This is a genomic window from Staphylococcus sp. 11511212, from assembly GCF_011394755.1.
GTDB lineage: Bacteria > Bacillota > Bacilli > Staphylococcales > Staphylococcaceae > Staphylococcus > Staphylococcus chromogenes.
Map to the genome: position 1 here is coordinate 1,126,942 of NZ_JAANBQ010000003.1, position 24,859 is coordinate 1,151,800.

26 protein-coding genes are annotated in these 24,859 nt (G+C 37.5%); 3 read left to right on the plus strand and 23 right to left on the minus strand.

Annotated features, from left to right (window positions below):
- Positions 1-23 precede the first annotated feature (23 nt).
- The 16 genes from G8Y84_RS06940 to hemQ form a co-directional block, all read right to left on the minus strand.
- Positions 24-821 carry an alpha/beta fold hydrolase gene (locus G8Y84_RS06940; RefSeq protein WP_037572768.1) on the minus strand — a complete coding sequence of 266 codons (798 nt, stop codon included), beginning with the start codon at positions 819-821 and terminating at the stop codon, positions 24-26.
- Positions 821-1,525 (minus strand): HAD family hydrolase, encoded by a 705-nt coding sequence (locus G8Y84_RS06945; RefSeq protein WP_037572770.1) that lies wholly within the window; start codon positions 1,523-1,525, stop codon positions 821-823. The genes G8Y84_RS06940 and G8Y84_RS06945 overlap by 1 nt, the downstream gene beginning before the upstream one ends.
- A gap of 96 nt (positions 1,526-1,621) precedes the next feature.
- Complete coding sequence (locus G8Y84_RS06950) at positions 1,622-2,587, minus strand: FecCD family ABC transporter permease (protein ID WP_037572773.1); 966 nt, start codon at positions 2,585-2,587, stop codon at positions 1,622-1,624.
- Positions 2,574-3,458 (minus strand): ABC transporter substrate-binding protein, encoded by an 885-nt coding sequence (locus tag G8Y84_RS06955; RefSeq protein WP_037572775.1) that lies wholly within the window; start codon positions 3,456-3,458, stop codon positions 2,574-2,576. The genes G8Y84_RS06950 and G8Y84_RS06955 overlap by 14 nt, the downstream gene beginning before the upstream one ends.
- A gap of 161 nt (positions 3,459-3,619) precedes the next feature.
- The gene (gene argS / locus G8Y84_RS06960) at positions 3,620-5,278 is read right to left on the minus strand and encodes an arginine--tRNA ligase (protein ID WP_037572777.1); all 1,659 of its coding nucleotides are present in this window, start codon (positions 5,276-5,278) and stop codon (positions 3,620-3,622) included.
- Positions 5,265-5,690 (minus strand): YwiB family protein, encoded by a 426-nt coding sequence (locus tag G8Y84_RS06965; RefSeq protein WP_037572779.1) that lies wholly within the window; start codon positions 5,688-5,690, stop codon positions 5,265-5,267. The genes argS and G8Y84_RS06965 overlap by 14 nt, the downstream gene beginning before the upstream one ends.
- 110 nt (positions 5,691-5,800) lie before the next feature.
- Positions 5,801-6,307 (minus strand): YwhD family protein, encoded by a 507-nt coding sequence (locus G8Y84_RS06970; protein ID WP_037572782.1) that lies wholly within the window; start codon positions 6,305-6,307, stop codon positions 5,801-5,803.
- Between the two features lie 23 nt (positions 6,308-6,330).
- Positions 6,331-7,632, minus strand: coding sequence for an HD domain-containing protein (locus G8Y84_RS06975; protein ID WP_037572785.1), 1,302 nt, complete (start codon positions 7,630-7,632; stop codon positions 6,331-6,333).
- A gap of 21 nt (positions 7,633-7,653) precedes the next feature.
- Positions 7,654-8,136, minus strand: a complete 483-nt coding sequence (locus tag G8Y84_RS06980; RefSeq protein ID WP_037572788.1) for a GNAT family N-acetyltransferase — start codon at positions 8,134-8,136, stop codon at positions 7,654-7,656.
- A gap of 167 nt (positions 8,137-8,303) precedes the next feature.
- The gene (locus G8Y84_RS06985; RefSeq protein ID WP_037572791.1) at positions 8,304-8,843 is read right to left on the minus strand and encodes a flavodoxin family protein; all 540 of its coding nucleotides are present in this window, start codon (positions 8,841-8,843) and stop codon (positions 8,304-8,306) included.
- 388 nt (positions 8,844-9,231) lie between these two features.
- Positions 9,232-9,579, minus strand: coding sequence for a YuzB family protein (locus G8Y84_RS06990; protein WP_037572793.1), 348 nt, complete (start codon positions 9,577-9,579; stop codon positions 9,232-9,234).
- Positions 9,580-9,700: 121 nt separating this feature from the next.
- Positions 9,701-11,242 (minus strand): SLC13 family permease, encoded by a 1,542-nt coding sequence (locus tag G8Y84_RS06995; protein ID WP_373368836.1) that lies wholly within the window; start codon positions 11,240-11,242, stop codon positions 9,701-9,703.
- Between the two features lie 702 nt (positions 11,243-11,944).
- Positions 11,945-12,412: a threonine/serine exporter family protein gene (locus tag G8Y84_RS07000; protein ID WP_037572799.1), complete on the minus strand. Its 468-nt coding sequence runs from the start codon at positions 12,410-12,412 to the stop codon at positions 11,945-11,947.
- 4 nt (positions 12,413-12,416) lie between these two features.
- Positions 12,417-13,133, minus strand: a complete 717-nt coding sequence (locus G8Y84_RS07005) for a threonine/serine exporter family protein (RefSeq protein ID WP_051604949.1) — start codon at positions 13,131-13,133, stop codon at positions 12,417-12,419.
- Positions 13,134-13,211: 78 nt separating this feature from the next.
- Positions 13,212-14,558: an APC family permease gene (locus tag G8Y84_RS07010; RefSeq protein ID WP_037572803.1), complete on the minus strand. Its 1,347-nt coding sequence runs from the start codon at positions 14,556-14,558 to the stop codon at positions 13,212-13,214.
- Between the two features lie 231 nt (positions 14,559-14,789).
- Positions 14,790-15,539, minus strand: a complete 750-nt coding sequence (gene hemQ / locus G8Y84_RS07015; RefSeq protein ID WP_037572806.1) for a hydrogen peroxide-dependent heme synthase — start codon at positions 15,537-15,539, stop codon at positions 14,790-14,792.
- 248 nt (positions 15,540-15,787) lie between these two features.
- Here hemQ and pta point away from each other — a divergent pair, with 248 nt between their 5' ends.
- Both pta and G8Y84_RS07025 read left to right on the plus strand, forming a co-directional pair.
- Complete coding sequence (pta, locus tag G8Y84_RS07020; protein WP_103159310.1) at positions 15,788-16,777, plus strand: phosphate acetyltransferase; 990 nt, start codon at positions 15,788-15,790, stop codon at positions 16,775-16,777.
- Positions 16,777-17,613: a lipoate--protein ligase family protein gene (locus G8Y84_RS07025; RefSeq protein ID WP_037572811.1), complete on the plus strand. Its 837-nt coding sequence runs from the start codon at positions 16,777-16,779 to the stop codon at positions 17,611-17,613. The genes pta and G8Y84_RS07025 overlap by 1 nt, the downstream gene beginning before the upstream one ends.
- 66 nt (positions 17,614-17,679) lie before the next feature.
- Here G8Y84_RS07025 and G8Y84_RS07030 read toward each other — a convergent pair whose 3' ends face one another.
- Together G8Y84_RS07030 and G8Y84_RS07035 are read right to left on the minus strand one after the other, a co-directional pair.
- Positions 17,680-19,428 (minus strand): DHA2 family efflux MFS transporter permease subunit, encoded by a 1,749-nt coding sequence (locus G8Y84_RS07030; protein ID WP_103159309.1) that lies wholly within the window; start codon positions 19,426-19,428, stop codon positions 17,680-17,682.
- 18 nt (positions 19,429-19,446) lie between these two features.
- Entirely contained in the window at positions 19,447-20,094 is a 648-nt protein-coding gene (locus G8Y84_RS07035; RefSeq protein WP_037572817.1) for an HlyD family efflux transporter periplasmic adaptor subunit, read from the minus strand.
- Positions 20,095-20,219: 125 nt separating this feature from the next.
- Between G8Y84_RS07035 and G8Y84_RS07040 the strand changes: the two genes are divergently transcribed.
- Positions 20,220-20,777, plus strand: a complete 558-nt coding sequence (locus G8Y84_RS07040) for a TetR/AcrR family transcriptional regulator (protein ID WP_037572819.1) — start codon at positions 20,220-20,222, stop codon at positions 20,775-20,777.
- A 267-nt stretch (positions 20,778-21,044) separates the two neighbouring features.
- Here the strand turns inward: G8Y84_RS07040 and G8Y84_RS07045 are convergent, their stop codons facing one another.
- From G8Y84_RS07045 to G8Y84_RS07065, 5 genes are all read right to left on the minus strand, one after another.
- Positions 21,045-21,602 (minus strand): GNAT family N-acetyltransferase, encoded by a 558-nt coding sequence (locus G8Y84_RS07045; RefSeq protein WP_037572822.1) that lies wholly within the window; start codon positions 21,600-21,602, stop codon positions 21,045-21,047.
- Between the two features lie 203 nt (positions 21,603-21,805).
- Positions 21,806-23,257 carry an APC family permease gene (locus G8Y84_RS07050; protein WP_037572825.1) on the minus strand — a complete coding sequence of 484 codons (1,452 nt, stop codon included), beginning with the start codon at positions 23,255-23,257 and terminating at the stop codon, positions 21,806-21,808.
- A gap of 126 nt (positions 23,258-23,383) precedes the next feature.
- The gene (locus tag G8Y84_RS07055) at positions 23,384-23,746 is read right to left on the minus strand and encodes a DUF423 domain-containing protein (protein ID WP_037572828.1); all 363 of its coding nucleotides are present in this window, start codon (positions 23,744-23,746) and stop codon (positions 23,384-23,386) included.
- 16 nt (positions 23,747-23,762) lie between these two features.
- Positions 23,763-24,107, minus strand: a complete 345-nt coding sequence (locus G8Y84_RS07060) for a DUF5327 family protein (protein WP_103159306.1) — start codon at positions 24,105-24,107, stop codon at positions 23,763-23,765.
- Entirely contained in the window at positions 24,100-24,768 is a 669-nt protein-coding gene (locus G8Y84_RS07065) for a uracil-DNA glycosylase (RefSeq protein WP_037572834.1), read from the minus strand. The genes G8Y84_RS07060 and G8Y84_RS07065 overlap by 8 nt, the downstream gene beginning before the upstream one ends.
- Between the last annotated feature and the right edge of the window lie 91 nt (positions 24,769-24,859).

Here is a 24,859-nt window from a genome sequence, read left to right on the forward strand (position 1 = left end):
ATGACAGTTATATTACGAAACGATTACACACTTGCTTTCGAAGACTTTTCTACAAAGGCTTTTACTGTTTTTAAGAAACGTTCCTTTTCTTCTACAAACGGGTATACTCCTGATTTTTTAAATAAACAAAATTCCGAAACAGGAATTAAATCCGCCACATCTTTTGCTTCCATTGGTGTCACACGCTCATTAGCATCTCCTGCAATAACTAACGTACGTTTATGAACTTCAGTTGTCAGTTCCTTGATGTCAACATTCTGAAAAGCTTGATCCACTGCGCGGTGCTCATATTCAGTCAGAAGTTCTGCAGAATTATCTACACTTTTTAAAAACTTACGTACTTTATTTTTTGAGTAATATAAGTGTTTTTCAAAGAATTTTTCTTGTTCAGAATTATCCCATGTCCGTACTTTTTCTGCATATTTTAAGAACAGACGCTCTTTCGGTAACATCTCATTACTTGCCGTTGGATTGATTAACACGAGTTCCGTTACTTTTTCAGGATAACGTACTGCAAAATCCATCGCCACTGCACTCCCTAATTCGTTTGCGATTAACAAGCTAGATTTCAAATATAAAAATTCCATCAGTTCTTTAATATCTTGTGCAAACTGTTTAAAATCAATGCGTAAAGGTTTATCAGAGAACCCGTGGCCTCTCAGATCAATAAGAATCACTTGATATTTACGTGATATACGTTTAGCAATATCTTCAAAGACAGTATGATTCATATGTATCGTATGAATCATAATTACAGGGTCTCCCTGCCCCATTGAACGGTAATAAAGCGCTGTCCCATCAGATGTACGAAATAATTTCATTATTTTTCCTCCCCTTTAGATATATCCAGTATTTCTAATAATTCCTCTAATGTTGAAATTTCAAAGTCCATTTCTGAAGCTAGCGGTTCTAATTCTACGTCCCCTTCTTTATGACGATACCAAATACTCACCATTCCCATCGCTCTTGCAGGGGCGACATCATTTAATGCATCATCGCCAACATAGATTACTTCTGAAGGTGCAACATTTAGTTTTTCAAGAATATCCTCATAGATACGTGGATGTGGCTTACGAAATCCTACCGTTTCAGAAGTTGATAAATGATTGACATAATCTTCAATGCCTAAAGCGTAAATACGATAGTGCTTGATGTTGGATTTGCCATTAGCAATGACACCTATTTTATACCCTGCTTCTGTCAATTTTTGTAAAGTATAATGCGTATCATAAAATGGAAATACGTACCGATAGAAATGCATCTCAAAGTCATGAAACAAATCTTTCCAACTTAGGCGATCAATATTAAATTGCTTAATGATTTCTTTATATAAGTCAGGTTTATCATGGTCTTCATCATCGTCAAGTTCTATAAACTTTTTTCTGTAATCGGAAGCTTGCACGCGTACAAGATAATCATGAAAACGTTCATATTGTTCTTCTATGAATTTGTCTCTTGATTTTTTTCGATCCAGGAGTGTACCTTCTAAATCAAAAATAATCGCTTTAATAGGGTTTAAATCCATTATATAACCTTCTTCAATTTAAAATTATAGGTCTCAAAAGTTTTTCACCTTTTAACCTTATCGGTGATACATTATAACGATGTCCTTTAGCACTTGTTAAACATGATGTATCTTTTTGTTTTCCATCCACATGAGATAAAACATGAATGGAATACCTAATATCGCAAGCACAATACTTGCAGGTAATTGTATCGGCGCAAACAACTGGCTTCCTAAACTATCCGCAAACACCATCACTGTACCACCAATCAACAAATTAAAAATGATTTTTGTTTCTAATCCTCCAAAAGTAATACGCTGAACCAATTGAGGAATCACGATGCCGATAAATCCAATCACGCCGACATATCCAATAATTGTTGCGGAGAGCGCCGTGGCAATGACTAATGTCACCATGGATAGCCGCTCTGTTTTTACACCCAAACCTTGACTTGATAACACATTGAGTTGCAATAATTTTAATTGAGGTAACAATCCCCCAACCAATACTAATGCTAAGATGAGGGCCGAACCGATGAGGAGGACCTCACGCATTTCCGCTGCTGCAAATCCCCCAAACATATAATTTAAAATATTTTGCAACTTACGGGGATTGAACTGAACTAATAAATATAAACATGCATTCATCATAGCACCAATCATAATTCCCGACAAAATTAACATTCTGGTCGGGTATCCTTTTGAAATGATTTGTGCGACAAAGATGACAATCATTAGTGAGACAAGTCCAAACAAAATCGCAATAGGCGCTATCCAAATAAACGAGAGCCCTAAAAAAACAGTCACTGCGGCACCTAACGTTGTCCCATTCGCTAACCCAAGGGTGAAGCTATCGGCTAGAGGATTGTTCAGTATTAATTGAAATAAACATCCTGCTAAAGTGAGTCCCATCCCAGAGAGCAAGGCCAGTAACACACGGGGAAGTCTCACCTCTAAAACAAGGGTCTGTGCATAAGGGAATGTCCAGTCCATAAACCCAAATAGACTATAAAGTACAACTAAGATTAAAAGAAATCCCCATAAACCAAACGTTATGAGGTCTCTTTTTTTATTTTTTTGCATCAATAGCATCACTCAACTTTTTCATTGCTTCATCAATGCGTGGGCCTGGTCTCGAAAGTAAATCGTCATTTAAAGCTTCAACACGTTGTTTTTTAACTGCATTGAGATCTTCAAACCCGCTTCGCTGTTGTACAAGCGATTGATATTCTTTTGTGGATATACCAGAAGTCGTTAACATGACATCAGGATTCTTTTTAATAATGTCTTCTTTACTCACTGTTGGCCACCCTTTATGATCATCAAATACATTTTTAGCTTTGAGTTTTGTGAGCATGTCATTCATAAATGTTTGTTTTCCGACGGTATAAATTTCAGGTTCTGAAGCAATTTCGATAAAGACTTTCGGTTGTGCTTTACGAGATTTGGCTTTGTTGACCACCTTTTCTACATTCGCCTTTGTTTCTTTGACGAGTGTTTGTGCTTCTTTTTCTTTATTTGTGGCTTGACCAATTTGTTCGAAACTTTGATACATTTCGTTGAGTGACTGAGCATCTTTCACATACACCACTTTTATGCCACTGTTTTCAAGACTTTTTAACACTTTTTCTTGGGATGCTTTTTGAGATTCATGGGTCAAAATAAGGTCGGGTTGTGCTTTAATGAGCGCTTCTTTATTAAGCTTCATCGCATCAAATTGTGTTTTATGACGTACCTCTTTCGGATAATCATCTACTGTTGAAACCCCTACTACATGATCTCCCAATCCAAGTTCATATAATATTTCAGTATTGCTTGGTATGAGTGAAATAATACGATTAGGGACTTTATTCGTTGTTTTGCCCGTTTCGTCAGAATGGTCATCATTAAAATTACATCCAGCTAACAGCAAAAGACTCATAATTATGACATAAAAAATAGACTTCCCTTTCATGAATTCCCTCCTCAAGTGATTATTCACAAATTATATCAAATCACGGGTCACTTACCACCCTTATTTTATGAAAAATATAAAAAAGACGAGTGCGCGTCGCCGTAGACATGTCTTGGGGCTTTCACACTCATCTTCAATAAAGTAAAGTTAAATCATCAATATTACATTTTTTCTGGTGCTGTAACGCCGACAAGTGTCAGTGCGTTACGTAGTGTGATGCGTGTTGCATCAATTAATGCAAGATGCGCTTTTGTTTTTGTCTCGTCGTCAGTAAGTACTTTTTCAGCGTTGTAAAATCTATGGAAATGTGCAGACAAATCTTGAATATAGTTTGTGACACGTTGTGTGGCACGCGCTTCTGCTGCGCCTTCAATCATTGATTCAAATTCTGCAATTTTCTTGAGTAATTCAATTGCTTTATCATTCGTGATAGTCGTATAATCCGCACCTTTTTGAACTTCAATGCCTTTATCCTTCGCTTGTCTTAAGATAGAGCAAATACGCGCATGGGCATATTGTGCATAATAAACAGGATTATCTTGAGATTGTTGCTTAGCAAGTTCCATATCAAAGTCAAAGTGCGTATCTGGACTACGCATGGATAAGAAGTAACGTGCCGCGTCAATCCCCACTTCGTCCATAATTTCTCTTAACGTAATTGCATTTCCCGTACGTTTACTCATTTTGACTTCTTCGCCATTTTGCATTAAACGCACCATTTGCATAATTTGAATTTCAAGACGCTCATGATCTACACCGAATGTTTCCATTGCAGCTTTTAAACGGTTAATATAACCGTGGTGGTCAGCGCCAAATAAATTAATCAACGTATCATTACCACGTTGAATCTTATCGAAATGATAAGCAATATCTGGTAAGAAATATGTGTACGTGCCGTCTTGTTTAATTAAAACGCGGTCTTTGTCATCATTAAAGTCCGTTGTACGTAGCCAAGTTGCGCCATCTTTTTCATAGATATAGCCCAGTTCTTTAATTTTATCTAATACAGCTTGTATGTCGCCTTTTTCATATAAAGATGTTTCACTAAACCAATTATCAAAATGAATGTTAAAATCCGCTAAATCTTTTTTCAGTTTAGCCATTTCATAGTCCACACCCAATTGTCTGAACGTTTTAATACGCGCTTCATCGTCTAAGTCTTTTAACTCGGGTTGCTTTTCAGCTAAATCTTTACCAATATTTTTAATATCTTCTCCATGATAGCCATCTTGTGGCATTTCTGCAGATTCACCTAAACTTTGGCGGAAACGTGCTTCAATGGATTTAGCCAAATTGGTAATTTGGTTCCCAGCATCGTTAATGTAATATTCACGTGTGACATCATAACCTGCCGCACTCAAAATGTTACACAACGTATCTCCAACAGCTGCATTACGTGCATGTCCAATATGCAAATCGCCTGTCGGATTGGCTGAAACATATTCTACTAAAATCTTTTCATTTTTAGGGGTATCTACGCGTCCAAAATGTGTATCTTTTTCAATGGCTTGATCAATCACTTCATACAAATAACCTGAATCAAGATAAAAGTTGATAAACCCTGGTCCTGCGATGTCGATAGATTTAACGTGTGCTGCTTCAGTATCAAGATTTTCAACAATTAATGATGCGATTTCTCGAGGGTTGCGTTTCGCAATTTTCGTTAAAACCATCGCAATGTTTGTCGCATAATCACCATTTTTTTCGTCTTTTGGAATTTCAATTTTAATCGCCGGTACTTCATCTGTGATGCCTGCTTTTTGGATACTTTTTTCAATTTCTTGTATCAATGTTTGTTTCACTTGATCAATTAAGTTCATCGTTTATCTCCTTATATTTAATTTCGTATTGGTACGTACCCATTTTTTCATCGTCCTGATACAATTCATAGTGTACTTTTAGTTTTCCACCTGTTTCACTCACAAAATGAATAATACTTAGCGTATTGACCACCAATAATATTTTCCCTTCTGGGAGATGATAAAATGTTTTCGTCGGTTGGCCTTCTTTGAAATGGAGTGTCATGTTGATATCGCCTTTGCGAATAATTTTGATTGCATCATTTGCGATTTTGACTGTTACATTTACATCGGCATTGTCAACGGCCTCATTATAGCGAATAAATGTCGCATTCTTCTCTGTGAGCGTGCCATCCACATGGTTCGTAAATTTCTCTTTGCTGTCCTCTTGTTTTACGATTTGATGTGTTTCAATTGCCACTTTTCGTTCCAATTCGCTTCACCTTATCTCTATAAATAATACACATCATTATAGCACAATGTTGAAGTGATAAAAAAGGGACTAAGACCTTCCTCTGTCTTACCCCCTTAAATATCTATCTATTAAGCTAACGCTGCTTTTAAGTCATCACTTGAATTATCCCACATTTCTTGATTGTGAGACACTAAAAACGATTTTAAAACTCGTTTGTTTTCTTCACCAATTTGATCAATAATCACTTTATGTTTCATCGATTTATCCATCATGTTTACGTGCTCTGGCATACTTTTGTATCCACGACGAATCGACTTGTTAACGAGCATATACGCTGCTGTTAATCCTGCATAGTAAGGTCCTTGTTCGCCGCGCTCTGTTGTCACCCAACATAACCAGTAGGCTTTCGCACCTTCAACATCCACTGTTTCTCTATCAGTAATCCATTTGACACCACGTTCTACATCTGCACGTGCATGCATCGCGCCAATATCTATAAAAGCTTCTTTTGCCTCAATATCAATAAATACAGGCGCTACATTATCAAGGCTAATGGAACCTATATTCGTTCCTTTATGACCATCTAAAGGGTCATTTTTAATAATATTAAATTTAAAACCTTTTTGTTCTGCCACAATAATTCCTCCTGTTTATGTTTTTATGAGTTAAGTTCATTTAACAAGTTAATAATGGCACCTTTCACTTCGGGGTTTTCGATTTTCATAATTAATTCTTTAGGATAATAAAGCTTGTAATCTTCACGTTTAATGCCAGTAATACTCGAAATAATTAACGACTGACTACTAATTTCCCGAATACCCCCTTTAGGTTGCAATAAATGGATGGGTTGTCGATTAGAACCTGGTCGGTCATAATCATAAGGTAAATCTGAAAATGAATCACTAACGAAATAATAGTCTGGATCAATATCTGCTTGTTCAAAGAGCTCACGCAATTCAGAGATAGTAATAATTGAACCATCAAACGGAAGATATTTAAATAAATCTCTATTAATAAATCGTTGTGCTAAATCACTTAAAATAGGGTCTGATTCACGCATCCAGCCTTTTAAATAATAAGTGACATCTGTTTCATCCAACTCCACATATTCCTCAACCGTTACACGTTCTTCGAAAAATGGGATAAATACCGTGGGTGCTGTGTCAAATTGATACCCTGTTTCGTACAAATATTTCGCCCGCTTAAAACAATTATTAAGTAATACTTCGCCCCCGCGACTTACCGCATGGAAATAAATTTGCCAGTACATTTGATAGCGACTCATAATAAAGTTTTCTACCGCATGCATCCCGCTTTCTTTAATCAGAACCTCATTTTCAGAAGGGCGCATTAATCTTAAAATACGTTCCATATCAAACATGCCATATGAAACACCTGTAAAGTAAGCATCCCGTTGCAAATAATCCATGCGATCTGCATCAATTTGTGATGAAATCATAGAGATAACAAGCTTATTCTCATGGGTCTTGTTAATCACTTCTGCTACAGCATTGGGAAAATCTGGACTGACACGCCGTAAAACTTCGTTAACCTCTGTCTCCCCTGTAATTATGGCTTGGGTAAACTTTTCATGATCAGTGTTAAATATCTTTTCGAAACAATGTGAAAAAGGCCCATGCCCTAAATCATGCAACAATGCTGCACACATGGCTAATGGACGATCATCGTCGGACCAAGCTTCACGCCCACTGAAAGATTCATCAATCATACGACGCACAATTTCATAAACACCTAGTGAGTGTCCAAAACGACTATGCTCTGCCGTGTGAAAGGCTAAATTGAGCGTACCGAGCTGTTTAATACGTCGTAACCTTTGGAATTCTTTTGTTTTAATCAAATCCCAAATCAACTGATCTTTCACGTGAATATAGCGGTGAATAGGGTCTTTGAACACTTTTTCTTCGGATAACTTACGGTTGACATACGGTATCTCTGTCAAGCGAGATCCCTCCTTAACTTCTTATGACGTTAATGGCTTTTTCATCAAAGCAAGGTGCATGATTTCTTTATGCATCTCTGAATCGTATGTACGAACAACGTTAAAGCCTTCTTTTTCATAGAATGCCACACCGCGTTCATTTTGCGTATCGACTTCTAAATAGACAGCGTCATATTGCCCCTCAAAATGCGCGATACCTTTTTCTAACAACAAACGACCGAACCCTTTGTGTTGAGAGTGGGGACGCACATAATGTGCAGACAAATATAACTCTGTACCACTAATGAAATTGGCAAATCCTACGACTTCCTCATCTTCTATCGCCACTAAAAAGAGTTGCTCTTTTAATCGTTTTAAAAGATGATTTTCATTATATGAAGCAGCTAATAACTCATTAACCGTTGAAGCTGCGTAAATATCTAAATACGTGTTGTACCACGCTTTTGTTGCAACATCTCGAATTCCGATGACGTCTTCAGGTGTAGCAATTCTAACTTCATACATACTCAAACCGCTCCTTAAATAAAAATCAATGCGCAGTGTATGGCATAAAAATACCCCGCATACAGTACGCATTAATCCAATTGAATACTTTATATTATAGCATAATCCCCTCGATTTGAGGCACGATTTAAACGCTATTTAAACTGTTTTAATCTTCTTTAACGCCCTTAAAATGAATACAGCTTATTCCATCGTTCTGCTTCTTTTATCGCATATTGATCGTGCAATATATCATCAGGTTTTTCCGCATAGCCAATCAGGTAATCTGCGAGATGCGCCCCTAAAAACTGTAAACTGTACTCGATTTGTTGCACGCACGGGAGTGCTTTGATTCTCGGGCTATCTCCGCCTACTAACACTAATCTAAACGTAATTTTTTGCATACGCTCTTTAAAATCTTGATATCGCGGATCTTGAAGTGTTTCAGACCAATGGTCAATAAAAGATTTTAACGTTCCGCTCACGCTATACCAATACACGGGCGACGCAAAAATGACTTCATCACTTTCGAGCACTTGATCAATCACACGTTGATAATCATCGTTGTATTCGAGAATTTGAATAGATTCATGACGTACATCTCTCACGGGATTAAACGCTAATTTCGTTAAATCAATCCATTGATAGCCATGACCCTTTAATATTTTTTTCGTCAATGTTGCAGTGTTTCCATTTTCTCGGCTTCCACCAAATAAAACTGTAATCATATGAACACCCTCAAATAGCAGTTTTTTATAGCACTAACCTTATTCCCTTTCTATTAACTTCTATTCATTGATAGCTCTTAAAATTAAGAATGAAATAGGCGCACCCAAGACTAACACTTTAATAGGGCGCTGTTCTAAGACTCATGTGCAAATATAAAAAACCCCTCACTAAAATGAATAGTGAAGGGTTAAAACATCTCATGAACGAATACCCCAATATATGAAACGATATGCTTTAACATAGACACGTTTGAAATCATATCTTCAATATCACGGCTTTCATGCTTAACATTTCTTTTATAAAAAGGAAAAAGCGCTAGAATTCTATTTTCAGTAATGTCTCACGAGACGTTCATGGCTAATATATTTCACACTGTTGATGACAATGTTATGATTCCGATTGTTGTTTGCGTTTGGCAAGTTTTTCTTTAAGTTTACGGTCTTGTTCTTCTTTACGTCGTTTACGTTCTTCATTTCGCTTACGTAAACGTTCTTCCTCTTCAGGATCTCGTGGTTTTTGAAGTTGTTTGACTACTTTTTCCATCAGTTCCTCTTCTGTGAGTGCAGCGAGAGGACGGTTATTGACAAAGGCGAAAGTTTTTCTACGACCTGGTCCACAATACGATTGGCAACCAATTTCGATTTCAGCATCAGGATCAATTTTTTTAAGTTTATTCGTGACACTTTTTAAATTAACCGCTTGGCAATCATCACAGACCATGAATTTATTTTTCAACTACGCCACACCTTTCCTTAAAATGATAACTCTACTTATTTTACTCTTTTTCATTATTTTTTCAAGGTATACGCAATATAAAAATAAGAATGATACTATCACTTGTGCCAAACGCCTTAGGTTAGTTTTTGATTGGTAAACTTTGTGTAATATCAATGCCTAAAATTGGAGGCACAAGGAAATAGACGACCAATATAATAACAACAATACTAATCATGTTCATGACGAAACCTTTTAATGCCATCTCTTTAATTTGAATTTTGCCTGTACCGAACACAATGGCATTTGGTGGTGTCCCGACAGGTAACATATACGCACAGTTAGCTGCCATCGCTGCTGGAATCATCAACAATAAGGGGTGCACATGAATCGCCACGGATAAGGTCGCAAGAATAGGTAAAATCATCGTCGCTGTTGCCGTGTTTGAAGTGATTTCTGTTAAAAATAGAATAAATACGGTAATGATAATGACGATGACAATCGGACTCACCCCATTTAATAGCGTGAGTTGTTCACCTAACCATTTAGCCAACCCGCTGTCTTGTATTCCTTTGGCAAGTGCAAGTCCGCCACCAAATAAAATTAATACGCCCCAAGGCAGGTCTTTAGCGATATCCCAATCAATAATACGGCGATGTTGATGTTTTGCCGGGATTAAAAATAAGAGGACAGAGACAAACATCGCAATTGTTCCATCGGCGACAAATTCTGTAGGCCCCCACTTGGCAAGTAAAAATTCACGAGAGACCCATAAAAAACTCGCGAGTAAAAATACTGTGAATACCACTTTTTCTTCATATTTTATTTTTCCTAAAGCCGTTAGTTTATCTTGAATGACTTTTTTTCCACCTGGTAACACTTTCATATCATGTTTAAAAGCGATAAATTTAAAATAAACCCACGCTAAAAACAACAACAAGATAACTGCTGGCACGCCGACCATCATCCAACGCGCAAAGCTTAATTCTTCACCAAAATGCGAGGCATATTGTCCTTTCAAAATGATGAGTGGCGGTGTACCAATGAGCGTTCCTAATCCCCCTATCGTTCCTGCATAACCAATGCCCAGTACGAGTGAACGTTCAAATTTTGAAATACTTTCATCATTTGCTTGATCTGTTTTTAACTCGTGCACCTCTTTTACAATCGCTAATCCAATTGGAATCATAATCATCACGGCGGCGGTGTTTGAAACAAACATTGACAAGCCGCCTGTTGCGACCATAAACCCGAGTAAAATACGGCCTGTACTTGTGCCAATGCCATTAATAATCGTCAAAGCAATTCGTGTATGTAAGTCCCAACGCTCCATCGCAATGGCTAAAATGAAACCACCCAAAAACAAATAGATAATATCATTACCATATTGTGCTGCGACGGTTGCGCTATCCATTACCTTACCTAAAGGCAATAAGATTAAAGGTAGTAAGCTGGTTGCTGGGATAGGAATGGCCTCGGTAATCCACCACACCGCAATCCATGCTGTAATGGCTAAAACATAAATGCCTTGAAAGCCTAAATCATTCGGTTTAAAAAACAGTAGCGTCAATAAAAAAAGTAATGGCCCTAATACTAAACCTATCCCCTGTGCCATTGAATAGGATGGTTTTCGATCGGGTTGCTTTTTTGAAAAATAAGTTAAAAATTGAGACTGTTGTTCCACAATACCCCTCCCCTTTATTACAATACAAATGATAGCGCTATCAAAACGCTATATTTTAATTAGAATAGCACATTTAACTGTAAAATAATATATGCCAATGACAATAAAACGTATAGCAATAGTTAGGTAAGACGTTTAAGTTGTGTTCACAAAAAAGCTGAACGGCGCTTATTTACCGTTCAGCTTTTATATTATGGTTCTCTGTCAAATCGGACTGGTCACATTAAATCAAGGAGTAAGGCAATAATAAATTGCTTTAAGAGTATAAATTCTCGAACGTTGTTGGTTATTTTAATACTAATTAAATCAGTAAAACTGAGTCGTAAAATAGGTTTTATAACGCTTGCGAATAAATATAACGCATTTGATTGGTTCCTAAGCCGAGACTTCTGAGGCATCTAGCCGAAACCGAAAATCCATTTTAAGATTTTTCACTTACTGCAATAAAATTAGTGGCAGTAGCTGACTGGATTACGTATGCGCTTTTCAAGCTTTCCTCAATGTAAAGGACCACCTATTCACGTATGTTCATAGGTGTACTGAAGACGTAACTCATTACATTCCTAACGTCTTCAAGCACCGGCAGGCATTACTACGAAATCAAATAGATTTCTGTAATGCTCCAAGAAAAGCGAGGCTTTAAGGAACAATCAAATTAATGAAGTTATTTATACATTAGTCTGATTTATTATAGAACCTATATTATTCAATACGTTTTCGTTTCGGTTTAATAATTTGGACGGGCTTTCGAATAAATGATTTGGCAATTTGATCCGAAAAAAGTAGACCGACAGCAATTGCACCTGCAATTAGCGTCGCACGTATAAAAATATCGCTTGCCTGCACAAAATCTAACGTTAATAATTTTTGTGCGGCTTTAAAGAAAATACTTCCTGGCACTAGTGGAATAATCCCTGGAATCATAAACAGGATAACAGGAGATTTCACTAGGCGCGCCATAATATGACTGAGTATCCCTAAAGTAAAACTACCGAGTAAGCTTGCATAAATGCTATCTACATTCAGTAAAACTGTCGCTATATAATAAACAATATAGCCACAGCCCCCACATAACCCAGCGGGAACAAACAATCGCTTAGGTGCATCGTAAACAAATGCAAAACAAAAGGCGGTTAAAAAACTAAATATAAACATCAATATTAATATCATTCGTTTACCCCCCTATGATGAGAAACGCAGTCGTGATGCCTGCGCCAATGCCAAACGAGGTGACAATGGCCTCTAAAAATTTTGCGGTAAACATCAACATATGTCGTTCAAATAAATCTTGGATGGCGGTTGTAATTAACACCCCTGGCACAATAGGCATGACCGCCGCTGTTATAATTGCACCTAAATGGGGACTTTGTAGCCATAGGTTGATGGATAGAGCGACGAGACCGATGACTAACGAACCCACCATATCTGGAATAAACAGTGTCAATTGCTTACTTTTCATAAATTCTGTCACGACAAATCCTAATGCCCCAGCTAGAGCTGCTGGGAACAATTCTAGCCATCCACCCCCGACAAGATAGAGGAAACTCATCGAAATCATACCGGCAAACAACATTTTATGCCATAATTTGTATCGCTTCACATGTTTATCAATGTATTTGAGTTCCTCGTACGCTTTTTCAAAAGAAATCTCATTTTTAGCGATTTGACGCGACACTTGATTGACTAAAAATATTTTGCGTAAATTGGTATCATTTTTGTTAATTTTAACCATGCGTGATTCATGGTCTGGGGACAACGAAAAATCAATAAAAATATTTAAGGCATAACCTTGTACTTCGTGAAAACCATAGCTTGCGGCAATACGTACCATTGTATCTTCAATACGTTTTGCTTCAGCACCAGACTCGAGCAAAATGCGTCCTGCCAACATAATGATATTGGCTACCTCTCTATCTGAGGGCAAAGTATTCGACACACGGTCACCTTCCTTCTCTTTTGAATTTGTATCCTAGTGTTTTCGAATCGTCATTTTGTAGAGGGGCACGCCTATAAGTAGACCCACAACTGCGATGCCTGCCCCTAAAAAATCAGAAACGAGTGTATTCACTACGATGAATAATCCACCACAAAGCGCAAGAATAGGTAAGACTGGATAAAAAGGAACCGAAAATGCACGCGGTTTCCCTTTATTTTTACGTCTCAATATGAATAATCCTATAAATGCAGCTATGTAAAACAAATAAATAATAAAAATTGTAATTTCAGATAAATAATCTGCATCAAAGATTGTTGGAAACAGCAGATTCAACGCTAAAATTAATAACGTTAATACTGTCATAACAGCATGTGCGCCAATAGGTGTGGCTAATCGACGGCTCACATATTGTACCCATTGAGATCCAGGCAATAAGCCATCTTGTGCCATTGCAAATGGAATACGTGGAAAGGTCATCACTTTTCCATTCAACGTTCCAATGATGGAAATGATAAGCCCGATATTCACAATTTTAGCACCGATTTGACCAAACAGAACGGTTGCCGCTTCTGCACTGACTTCATTCCCAAACTTTAACACTTCAGGCGCAGGCAAGATTTTAAATACGGCAACATTGATTAATACGTAGACGAATGTCACTGTTAAAATCCCAATTAACATCGCAAGCGGTAAATGCTTTTGAGGATTTTTCATTTCTCCTGACATGGTCGTCAACATAATCCAACCATCATAAGCAAATAAAGTTGCTAGTACCGCACGACCGAAATTAACTGTCCCATTCTCATTCATAATTAAACGCGTGACGTCTTGTCCAAAAACACCTGATTGCCCGAAGATTAAACCGAACACCACAATCGCAAAAATAGGGATTAACTTAGCTAACGTCGTTAAATTTTGAACTGCGTTCGCATAATATGTACCGAGGACATTCATTGTAAGTAAAAATACGAAAATCCCTACACCTATAGGCATCACCCAAAATTGGGAAAGACCAAAGAAATTCGTCGTTAGTATGCCTAAAAAGAGAATTAGCGAAACGATAATTGCCGGTCCGTAAAGTACCGTTAGCGTGTAGCCTGTTAAAAACCCCCAAAACGAGCCATAAATATCTTTAATATAGGCATAGAGTCCCCCTGTTCGTGTAATTTGTGCACCGACCTCAGCAATGGTAAGCCCAGATGCTAAAGTTAAAACACCGCCAATGACCCACGCCCATAAGGCCATGTTGCTCGTTCCAGCATATTCTAGAACTGAACTGGGTTTGACAAATACTCCAGAACCAATAATTGTTCCGACGATAATTGTCACTGCTGTAAATAAACCTATGGTCGGCTTTAATGTTTGTTTTTCCGATTGCATTTCAGTGCCTCCTTATACGAATCTTAACGATACAACTATAACATGAATCGTTCGTAGAGATAGGAAGATTTGAGCTTTTTATCGAAATCGCGACATCGATACAGGATATCTAATAGAAAAACCCTCCAAAGCGACCATGTTTTATGGCTACTTTGAAGGGGGATACCCATAGGCTTATGGAATAATCAAATCATTGAAAATGTTTGTTTCTAAAGCCTTTTTCAAGCGGCATTAAATTTTAAAGAAGGCTTGTAAATCGTTAAACGCTAGGCGATTTCCGATAAAGAAACTACCAAATTCACCATATCGCGCTGTAGTTTCGTCAAAACGCATTTCATAAACGATTTTTTTAAATTGAAGGACATCTTCTGCAAAAAGTGTGACGCCCCATTCGTAATCATCAAATCCTACTGAGCCTGTGATAAATTGTTTAATTTTGCCTGCATATTTACGACCAATCATGCCATGGTCATACATTAATTTTTTACGTTCTTCCATGGATAACATATACCAGTTGTACGTTTCATTACGACGTTTGTTCATTGGATAGAAACAAATGTACTCCGTTGTAGGCAATTCTGGATATAAACGTGCTTTAATATGCGGATTTTCATAAGGGTCTTCGTCTGATTTACCCGCAAGGTAATTGCTTAACTCTACCACTGAGACATAAGAATACGTTGGGATGAGGTGATCCGCAATCGCCAATTTATTTAATTCATTTTCAATATTTGTTAATTCTTTCATTTCAGGTCGTAAAAACCACAATAAAATATCTGCTTTTTGACCTGTCACATTATACATCACATGATCGCCTTGACCTTGATCTTTAACCGCTTTTAATTGTGATAATTTATTTTCAAATTCTGTCACCATCGCTTGACGGTCATGTTCTGGTACAAGACGCCATGAGGCCCAATCTACTGCATAAAACAAATGAAGACTGTACCAACCATCTAAAGTCTCTGCTGCATGACTCATTTAAGAACACTCCTTTGATTTAATCAGATTACTTAAATTTTATCATACCCTACTTTAAAGACCGAACTAAACGATTAAGAACATTCTATGAACGTGGCTAGCTTTAAAATTTCGTCATAGTTTTATCATAAAGTTTTTTCTTATTTTTGAAGGACAGAATATCAAAAACGCCCCCTTGGAAAAGTCGTGATAAGTATCGTATAATTACTATGGAATTTATGTTCAGAGGAAAGTGAAGGAGGACAATTATGTCTAGTTTATTAGATGTTTTAAAAGAAAAATTATCAGGTCAAAATGTTCGTATCGTATTACCAGAAGGTGAAGATGAACGCGTCTTATCTGCTGCTGTTGAATTACAACAATCAGACTATGTGACTCCAGTTGTTTTAGGCAATAAAGCGAACATCGAAACGCTTGCAAAAGACAAAGGACTTTCTATCGATGCACTTGAAATCATTCAACCAGATACAAGTGACTTAAAAGCTGATTTAGTCGCAAAATTCGTTGAACGTCGTAAAGGTAAAGCGACAGAAGAACAAGCGCAGGAATTATTAAATAACGTGAACTATTTTGGAACAATGTTAGTTTATGCAGGCAAAGCTGACGGCTTAGTGAGTGGTGCTGCCCATTCTACAGCGGACACTGTACGCCCTGCGTTACAAATCATTAAAACAAAACCAGGTGTTTCTAAAACTTCAGGTATCTTCTTCATGATTAAAGAAGATCAACAATACATTTTTGGTGATTGTGCCATCAACCCTGAATTAGGCGCACAAGACTTAGCTGAAATCGCTGTAGAAAGTGCGAAATCTGCCCAAAGTTTCGGCATGGATCCACGTGTAGCGATGTTAAGTTTCTCAACAAAAGGTTCAGCGAAATCAGATGACACTGAAAAAGTATCTGAAGCTGTGAAAATTGCGCAAGAGAAAATTGAATCTGAAGGTTTATCAAATGTTGTTGTCGATGGTGAATTCCAATTCGATGCGGCGATTGTTCCTGAAGTTGCGAAGAAAAAAGCACCGGGCGCTAAAATCCAAGGTGACGCAAATGTCTTCATTTTCCCTAGTTTAGAAGCGGGTAACATTGGTTACAAAATTGCACAACGTTTAGGCGGTTTTGATGCAGTAGGTCCTGTTTTACAAGGATTAAATTCGCCTGTTAATGACTTATCACGTGGCTGCTCTACTGAAGACGTATACAATTTATCTATTATTACAGCAGCACAAAGCTTACAATAATGGACTTAGTCTCAAAATATTTTAAGGATGTCGCATGGCGTTACGTTGATCATGCAACGGGACTTGAGCCCATGCAATCCTTTGCTTTTGATGATACGTTTTCTGAAAGCGTGGGCAAAGACGCCTCACCCAATGTTGTAAGAACATGGATACACCAACATACCGTGATTTTAGGCATTCATGATTCTCGGTTGCCCCATTTAGATGAAGGCATCCGATTTCTTACAGATACGAAAGGTTATAATGCCATTGTTCGTAACTCTGGGGGATTAGGGGTCGTGTTAGATCAAGGTATTTTGAACATTTCTCTCATGTTTAAAGGTAAAACGGAAACGAGCATTGATGAAGCATTTTCAGTAATGTACCTTCTCATTAGTAAAATGTTCGAAAACGAAAATGAAACAATAGAAACGTTCGAAATTACCCATTCCTATTGCCCGGGAAAATTTGATTTAAGCATCCGAAACAAAAAATTTGCGGGTATTTCGCAACGTCGCGTTCGTGGTGGCATTGCGGTTCAAATTTACTTATGCGTTGAAGGTTCAGGGAGTGAACGTGCACAACTCATGAAAGATTTTTATACGCATGCCTTACAAGGCAAAACGACAAAGTTTACTTATCCCGATATTTATCCGAGTCATATGGCATCACTACAAGAGTTATTTCAGTCAGACCTCACCGTACAAGAAGTCATGTTTAAACTCCTCTATGCCATTAAAGATTTAGGGGGCACATTAAATATGGACCCGATCACAAATGAGGAATGGTCACGCTACGAATACTATTACGAGCGCATGTTAGAACGTAATGCGAAAATGAATGCGCGTTTAAATTAAACAAAAAGGCCAGAGACGATAAATTCGCCTCTGGCCTTTTATACTCCCAATACTACTGCTCACATATTATTCATGTGACATGTAGTGTGATTTTCCTTTTAAGAAAAAGCTGAGAACAAATGCGAGAAAACTTAAAGCAGTCGCAATCCAAAAAGCACTGTTGACCCCATCGACTGAAGCAAGTTGGTTCACAAATTTCATAATTGCGCCCATCGCTTGTTCTTTGCCTCCCATTTGTTGCGCCATCATTTGAACTTGATCTTTAATAAATGGATTCGTTTGATCTAAGTCCTGTTGAAATGTTGCTAAATGCGATTCTGTTTGTTGTGTCATTACTGTGACTAATATTGCTGTCCCTATTGAACCGGCTAATTGACGCATCGTATTAATCAATGCATTCCCATGTGAAATAAGTCGTGAAGGGAGTGCATTCATTCCTGCTGTCATAATCGGCATCATGACAAAACTCATTCCAAATGAACGAATAATATAAATCATTAAAATTGAAGTATACGGCGTGTCCATAGTCAATCGTGTTAATTCCCATGTACCGTATGTCGTGACTGCAAGACCGAAAATGGCAAGAGGCTTAATACCAATTGTGTCGAGTAATTTCCCGGCAATAGGCCCCATGAGGCCCATAATAATCGCTCCTGGCAGTAACAACAACCCAGAATCTAACGCTGTAAAGCCGCGCAAGCTTTGAAGATATAATGGTAATAAAATCATACCGCCAAACAAACTCATTGTTACAATCATATTGATGATTGCCGTTAAGGTATAACCAGAATATTTAAGCACACCAAAGTCTAACATCGGTACTTTCATTGAAAGTTCGCGTATAACGAAAGCAATCGTAAAAATGCCTCCGATAATAAACATTGCAATGATTTCAGGCGATCCCCATCCTTTGTTACCGGCTTCACTGAAACCATATAACAAGGCGCCAAATCCAAGCGTACTGAAAATGATGCCTGGAACATCGGCACGTGGATGAGTCGTTTTTTGATAAATTCCAAACCATAAAAAGGCGATGATAAAGGAAATGAATCCTACACCAAACATGCCATAGAACATAATATGCCAATCAAAATTTTCAACGATATAACCTGACAATGTCGGTCCGATAGCAGGAGCTAAAATCATAGCTATCCCTAAAACCCCCATTGCCATTCCACGTTTTTGTGGAGGGAAAATCGTCATAAATACATTCGTTCCAAGTGGCATCAAGACACCTGCACCAATGGCTTGTAATACACGTCCTGTCATCATCACAGGGAAATTCCAAGCTATAGCGCAAACGAACGAGCCCATGGTAAAAATAATCATTGCGACTAAGAAAAGACTTCGATATGAAAACTTATTAAATAGATACGCACTGATTGGAATTAAAATCCCATTGACCAACATAAATCCAGTCATAAGCCACTGGCCTGTGGAGGCGGAAATATTAAAATCCGTGTTAATGACCGGTAAGGCTGTATTGAGGAGGGTTTGGTTTAAAATCGTAATAAACATCCCAAAGACCATTGCGACTAAAATTTTATTACGAGTAATCCCTTTTTTAAATACATAGTCTTGGGCAGCATCTCCCACTTCTTCATTGACCGGACGATGCTCAGGAGTATTATGTTGTTCCTCCTCTTCATCTAATCGAAATTGATGCGATGTTTCATCTTTAGATTCCGTTTCTGTTTTTTGATGCGTTCTTTCTAACGCATCCTTTTGCGTATTGCGTTTTTTTCGCTTCAATAAGAAGAGATTTAAAACGGCAATCACAATAAGGGCAACAATGACATATAACGTAACGAACATCTTTTGTCCTCCCTTATTTTAGTTTTTGTGAATGCTCACTTCCGCGTTCATACCAGGGACAATACCTTTTGAAGGTTGATTGTCTAATTTAATTTTAACTGGAACAACTTGTGTTACTTTTGTATAGTTACCATCACTATTAGATGAAGGCATTAATGAAAAACTTGAAGCTGTTGCATTACCGATACGATCCACACGACCTTTGATTTGTGAAGATTGACCATCAATAGAAACATCAACTTTTTCATTTTCACTTAAATCTTTGACATCTGTTTCATCGATATTCGCTGTAATGTATAAATCATTCATGTTGTAAGCGTAAGCCATAGGTTGACCGGCTTGAGCCATTCCATTTTCTTGGCCGTCCATTTTAGCAATTGTGCCATCTTTAGGCATTTTAATCTCCATTTTTTGAGGTTGACCATCTTGTCCTTTTCCTGTCACTTCCGCAACAGTATCACCCTCATTAAGTTTGTCCCCTTCTTTGGCATTTAATTTCGTAATTTGGCCAGGAATAGGACTTGATAACTTCATTTGTTCACTATCTACTTTAGCGTTATCCGTTTTAATATAATTTGCTGACTGATTGTAAAAATAAAACGCAACTGCGCCAATAATCAATATTAATAATATCGTTACAATATTAATTGTGATAATTTTCTTCATTCTCTTAACTCCTCCTTTAAAAATAACACGTTACATTATATAACCATTTGGATGAGAATTCATACAGACAATCTTTATAAATGTGTCGGATTTGAAATTATACTATAATAACAAAAGGTGATGATATGAATAAAAGCAATGCTAGAATAGCAATTCTAAAAGCGATGGTCGCGCTTTTAGAAAAAGAAAAATTTGATCAAATCACAATTAAACAAATTTGTGTAGAAAGTGGGGTCCATCGTTCAACATTTTATGCACATTTTGAAGATAAATATCAGTTAATGGAAACCATCAAATCATATCATATGAAACGTTATAGAAACTTAATGCAATATACGAAAAACATTATCGTTTCTTCTCCGATTCAAGAAGCGAAACAACGGATGATTCAAGTTTTTAGGGTGTTGTTCAAATATATTCTAAGATTTAAAACGTATTTTTCGGGATTAGTACTGACACAGAGTCAATATGATTTTATTCGGGACTATATTCAATTCACAAAAGAAGGCTATACTTCCATTCTAGAAGTTCTTCCTCCAATGAATTATTCCAATTATTTCATTGATTACACGCTTGGGGGACAATTGGCGATTATTTATTCGTGGATTACGCGGGGATGCGAAGAAGATAGCGACACAATGGCTATGATTCTATACAACAATATCATTAAGTTGAATCGTTAAGCGTCACGACGTAAAATGGATGACGCCTAAATTAAAAATCGTTATAAAATGTTAATAAGCCTGCTCATGAAAGACAGTCGCTACGCTATCTTAATGAGCAGGCCTTTATTGGAGAACTTTTTGAAAATGAAAAACACAAAATGATATGTATGACTGTGCATATCTTTTGCTTAAATCTAATGTAACATGTTTTCTAAATATTTGGGATACCAATGTTGAATATTTATTAATTTTTTATGAATATATTACGTAATTAACATAAAATGTTCACAATTTAAGTGGTTTAAAATCTCTTTTTAAAAGTTCATAATGATACATTGTGACATAGTCCCCTTGACGGTAGACTTCCTCTCGCGCTTCCCCTATGAAACGAAATCCTCCCTTTGCAGCGACACGTTGACTCGCTTTATTTTCTTTTTGCGCGCGAATTTCAAGGCGGTTCAGTAATAAATCATTAAATGCTAAGTCACATAACAGGCGCACGGCTTTAGTCATCACCCCTTGTCCTGTCACATGTTGACTCAGCCAGTAGCCGATTTCTCCTGTGTGATTCTGTGTATCTATGTTATGAATATCGACAGTACCAATCAATTGATTCTTCTCATATATAGCGTAAACTCGAACTTTATTCTCGATTTCTAATGTCATCATTTTTTTCAAAAACCGAAGTTCATCTTCAACAGAATTAATGTGCGGTACCCAATCTAAAAAAGCGTTCAAATGCGCGCGCTCCCGGTTGATGACGTCATAAACTTCACCCGCATGCATAAGTTCAAGTTTAACAAGGCTGTATGTTTCATCTATTGGCAATTTAAAATAATGCACCAGCAACATCCCTTTCACATAAAAATTATATTACATTAAATCATAAATAAACTGAAAAGTCAAAAAACTACCGATGCAATTAGAACCTGTAAACCGCACTTCCCCTCATGCTCCTAAAAAAGCATTATAAGAAAAGCCCACAAAGCCAAAACTTTGTGAGCCCTTCAATCCATTGAGTGGTCCTATTTTTACTCAAGAGATAATTATTTTTCAATCATTTTTTCGACGTCTTTATTATGCGCATCTAAAATGAGTCGTGATAAATCCTCTTTATCAATACGTCGTAATTTTGGAAAACGAATGATAAAAAAGATAAGTCCTAACACAGTCCAACCTAGAAGTGCGATGTACGACGGTCCAGATAGCGCGGCAGGTGACCATGGGAAAAGTAATAAAAATAAAAAGATAAATGAAATGACTGCGCCCACAATCGCAAATGTTTTATAAACAGGTCCGTATGAAGGACTCGTTTTGTCATAACTAAATAATTTTGCGGCTGCTAAACATGTGACAAAATAGGCGACAGACACACCTGTTGAAGACATATCGACAATCCATGTAAGGGCTGTACGTCCTAGCCAAGGTGCAATGAGTGTCAACGCCACTAAAAAGATAATTGAAACGTAAGGTGTTTTATATTTAGGATGCAACTTGCTAAACACCTTAGGCATAATACCTGAACGTCCCATTGAAAACAATAAGCGGCTCGCACTTAATAAAAAGCCATTTAAGCCGGTAAATATCCCCATAATAATCGCAATGGCGAGTACACCGAGGCCAATCGTGCCGAAAGCTTCTCGTGTCACAGAACCTGTGAGCCATAAATCCTCACTTGCGCCACTTAGCCAACCCGTATACAAAATCATCATTGTATACGTCATACCCGCAGCAATCAGACTGTACACGATTAATTTAAATGTTTTATTTGGAGAAAAATTGAATTCTTCTGCCGTTTGAGGAATATTATCAAATCCCACATAAGCCCATGGCGCAACAGCGACAATCATAATAATCGCTTGAAACCAACCATATTTTGGCCCGTTTAACGGTTTTAAGTTATCTAATGAGAAATTCGAACCAAAAAATGAGCTAATGAAAAGTAAAACAACGACCGTCACCATCGCAATACAAAAATAGTATTGTAATGATCCGGATACGCTTGCACCTTTAATCGCAATGAACATAAAAACAAGTAATAGGACAGTAGCAATAACGATTTCTGTGATGTAAACGTCCCAACCTGCAATCGTATATAATTTTCCTACTTCTAAAACATCGGGTAATAAAAATTTAATTAAGAGACTAAACGCGGTTGCATTCAAGGCAACGACACAAATATATCCAAATGTTAAAAACCATGATGAGAAAAAGCTCACATAGCGTCCAAATCCTAAATAACTGAACGCAAATCCTCCACCCGAAACTGGAAAGCGTTCAACTAATGCGCCATAACTCACGGCAATAATAATCATAAGTAATGCGCCAATTAAAATTCCAATTGATGCAGCAATTGGTCCTGATTGGGCAATCCAATCTCCTGGTAAAATAAATGACCCCCAACCAATACAAGAGCCATACGCAATGGCCCATACAAACTTCTCTGATAAATTTGCTTGTAAGTCGCCACGGTCAATTTGATCGTGCTTATTTTGCATATCTTACTCACCCCTTGTTACATTATACCGATGCCTAAAAATTTAACAATCATTTTCTTAAAGAAATCAAAAACACACATTTATTCAATGTTTGATAAATCAAAAGAATAAATGTGTGCTATATTTTTATATTTTAAAAGCAGCAATCGCAAGCATAAGCCAACTGACTACAAATAATACGCCGCCTATAGGGGTGATGGCACCAAGTACGCTCACACCTGTGAGTGACAGAATGTACAATGAGCCACTAAAGAACACAATACCTAAAAACATGAGCCAGCCTGCCCAACTCACGTTTAGGTCAAATGCACCACCAATAATCCCAATTAAAACTAAACCTAGCGCATGATACATTTGATAAGTGGTCGCTTTTTCCCAAACGGACATATAATGTTCTGAGAGCTTGCCATCTAACGCATGCGCCCCAAATGCGCCGGTACCCACAGCAAATAAAGCGTTTAACGCACCTAATATAATAAATACTTTCATCTATAATCCTCCTTCATTAAAAATCGAACAGCGATTCCCCATTGCCGATTTCATCATCTGTGACCATACGTGCATTTGACGTCGTGGTCTTACTTGGAGACACTTTTCCACCCATTAATCTAATTTCCTCATCTGTGACAGCCTGAGAGGAAGTGTCCTGTTTCGTTGAGGTATTCGTCTGTACAGCGGTATGGGTGATATCACGTGATGACGCGGACTTCTCTCGAGCATCCGTGTTCGTGTACAATGCAGTCAATGTGTGAATCGCGTAAATATGTTTATCAAAGGCGACATCATTTTGAGCTTGATCTGCCTTAACTAACTCTGCTTCAATCATTTCGATGAGTTTCTCTTTATTCACGGGTCTCTTCCTTTCTTTCACACCAATGTATTGGGGATTTTCCATGTTGGCTTAAATAAGCATTCGCCTTTGAATACGGTTTTGAACCAAAAAAACCACGATGTGCCGATAAAGGGCTTGGGTGCGGGGCTTTGATAATTTCATGCTTTGTCGTATCAATCAGACGCTCTTTTTGTTGTGCCGGTTTTCCCCATAGAATAAAGACAACCCCTTCACGATGATCAGAAACCGCCTGAATAATTTCATTCGTAAATGTTTCCCAACCTATATCTCGATGTGAATGGGCTTGACCTTGTCTAACGGTCAGTACCGTATTTAATAATAATACCCCTTCTCTTGCCCAGTCTTGAAGGTGCGGAGAAGTCCGATGACAACCAATATCGTCTTCCAATTCTTTATACATATTACGTAAGGAAGGTGGAAATTTGGCGTGTGGCTGTACTGAAAAAGCGAGGCCATGTGCTTGATTCGGTCCGTGATAGGGATCTTGACCTAAAATGACCACTTTAATCTCTTCAAAAGGCGTTAAATCAAAGGCTTGATAAATATCTTTACGTTCAGGATAAACGATTTCTGTCGCATATTCTTTCTCTAAAAAATCATGCATCGCTTTAAAATCATGTTTTGTTGTAATCTCATGAAAAATGGTCGACCATTCCATTATGTTCACCTCAGTCCACATTTTAACATAATTCACTGAAAAACTCGCCTCGGCAAAAACGAATATATTTTCACTTTGAGCCGTGCGTGAT

Excerpts from the sequence above, each read along its gene's own strand:
- G8Y84_RS07000 (WP_037572799.1), bottom strand. The coding sequence starts at position 12,412 with ATGATATTAATATTGATGTTTATATTTAGTTTTTTAACCGCCTTTTGT.
- G8Y84_RS07025 (WP_037572811.1), top strand. The coding sequence starts at position 16,777 with ATGGACTTAGTCTCAAAATATTTTAAGGATGTCGCATGGCGTTACGTT.
- G8Y84_RS07040 (WP_037572819.1), top strand. The coding sequence starts at position 20,220 with ATGAATAAAAGCAATGCTAGAATAGCAATTCTAAAAGCGATGGTCGCG.
- G8Y84_RS07050 (WP_037572825.1), bottom strand. The coding sequence starts at position 23,257 with ATGCAAAATAAGCACGATCAAATTGACCGTGGCGACTTACAAGCAAAT.
- G8Y84_RS06950 (WP_037572773.1), bottom strand. The coding sequence starts at position 2,587 with ATGCAAAAAAATAAAAAAAGAGACCTCATAACGTTTGGTTTATGGGGA.
- G8Y84_RS07065 (WP_037572834.1), bottom strand. The coding sequence starts at position 24,768 with ATGGAATGGTCGACCATTTTTCATGAGATTACAACAAAACATGATTTT.
- G8Y84_RS06955 (WP_037572775.1), bottom strand. The coding sequence starts at position 3,458 with ATGAAAGGGAAGTCTATTTTTTATGTCATAATTATGAGTCTTTTGCTG.
- G8Y84_RS06985 (WP_037572791.1), bottom strand. The coding sequence starts at position 8,843 with ATGATTACAGTTTTATTTGGTGGAAGCCGAGAAAATGGAAACACTGCA.
- hemQ (WP_037572806.1), bottom strand. The coding sequence starts at position 15,539 with ATGAGTCATGCAGCAGAGACTTTAGATGGTTGGTACAGTCTTCATTTG.
- G8Y84_RS07055 (WP_037572828.1), bottom strand. The coding sequence starts at position 23,746 with ATGAAAGTATTTATTATATTAGGTGCGTTAAACGCTTTATTTGCTGTG.
- G8Y84_RS07005 (WP_051604949.1), bottom strand. The coding sequence starts at position 13,133 with ATGTTGGCAGGACGCATTTTGCTCGAGTCTGGTGCTGAAGCAAAACGT.
- argS (WP_037572777.1), bottom strand. The coding sequence starts at position 5,278 with ATGAACTTAATTGATCAAGTGAAACAAACATTGATACAAGAAATTGAA.
- G8Y84_RS06980 (WP_037572788.1), bottom strand. The coding sequence starts at position 8,136 with ATGTATGAAGTTAGAATTGCTACACCTGAAGACGTCATCGGAATTCGA.
- G8Y84_RS07035 (WP_037572817.1), bottom strand. The coding sequence starts at position 20,094 with ATGAAGAAAATTATCACAATTAATATTGTAACGATATTATTAATATTG.
- G8Y84_RS06940 (WP_037572768.1), bottom strand. The coding sequence starts at position 821 with ATGAAATTATTTCGTACATCTGATGGGACAGCGCTTTATTACCGTTCA.
- G8Y84_RS07010 (WP_037572803.1), bottom strand. The coding sequence starts at position 14,558 with ATGCAATCGGAAAAACAAACATTAAAGCCGACCATAGGTTTATTTACA.
- G8Y84_RS06945 (WP_037572770.1), bottom strand. The coding sequence starts at position 1,525 with ATGGATTTAAACCCTATTAAAGCGATTATTTTTGATTTAGAAGGTACA.
- G8Y84_RS07030 (WP_103159309.1), bottom strand. The coding sequence starts at position 19,428 with ATGTTCGTTACGTTATATGTCATTGTTGCCCTTATTGTGATTGCCGTT.
- pta (WP_103159310.1), top strand. The coding sequence starts at position 15,788 with ATGTCTAGTTTATTAGATGTTTTAAAAGAAAAATTATCAGGTCAAAAT.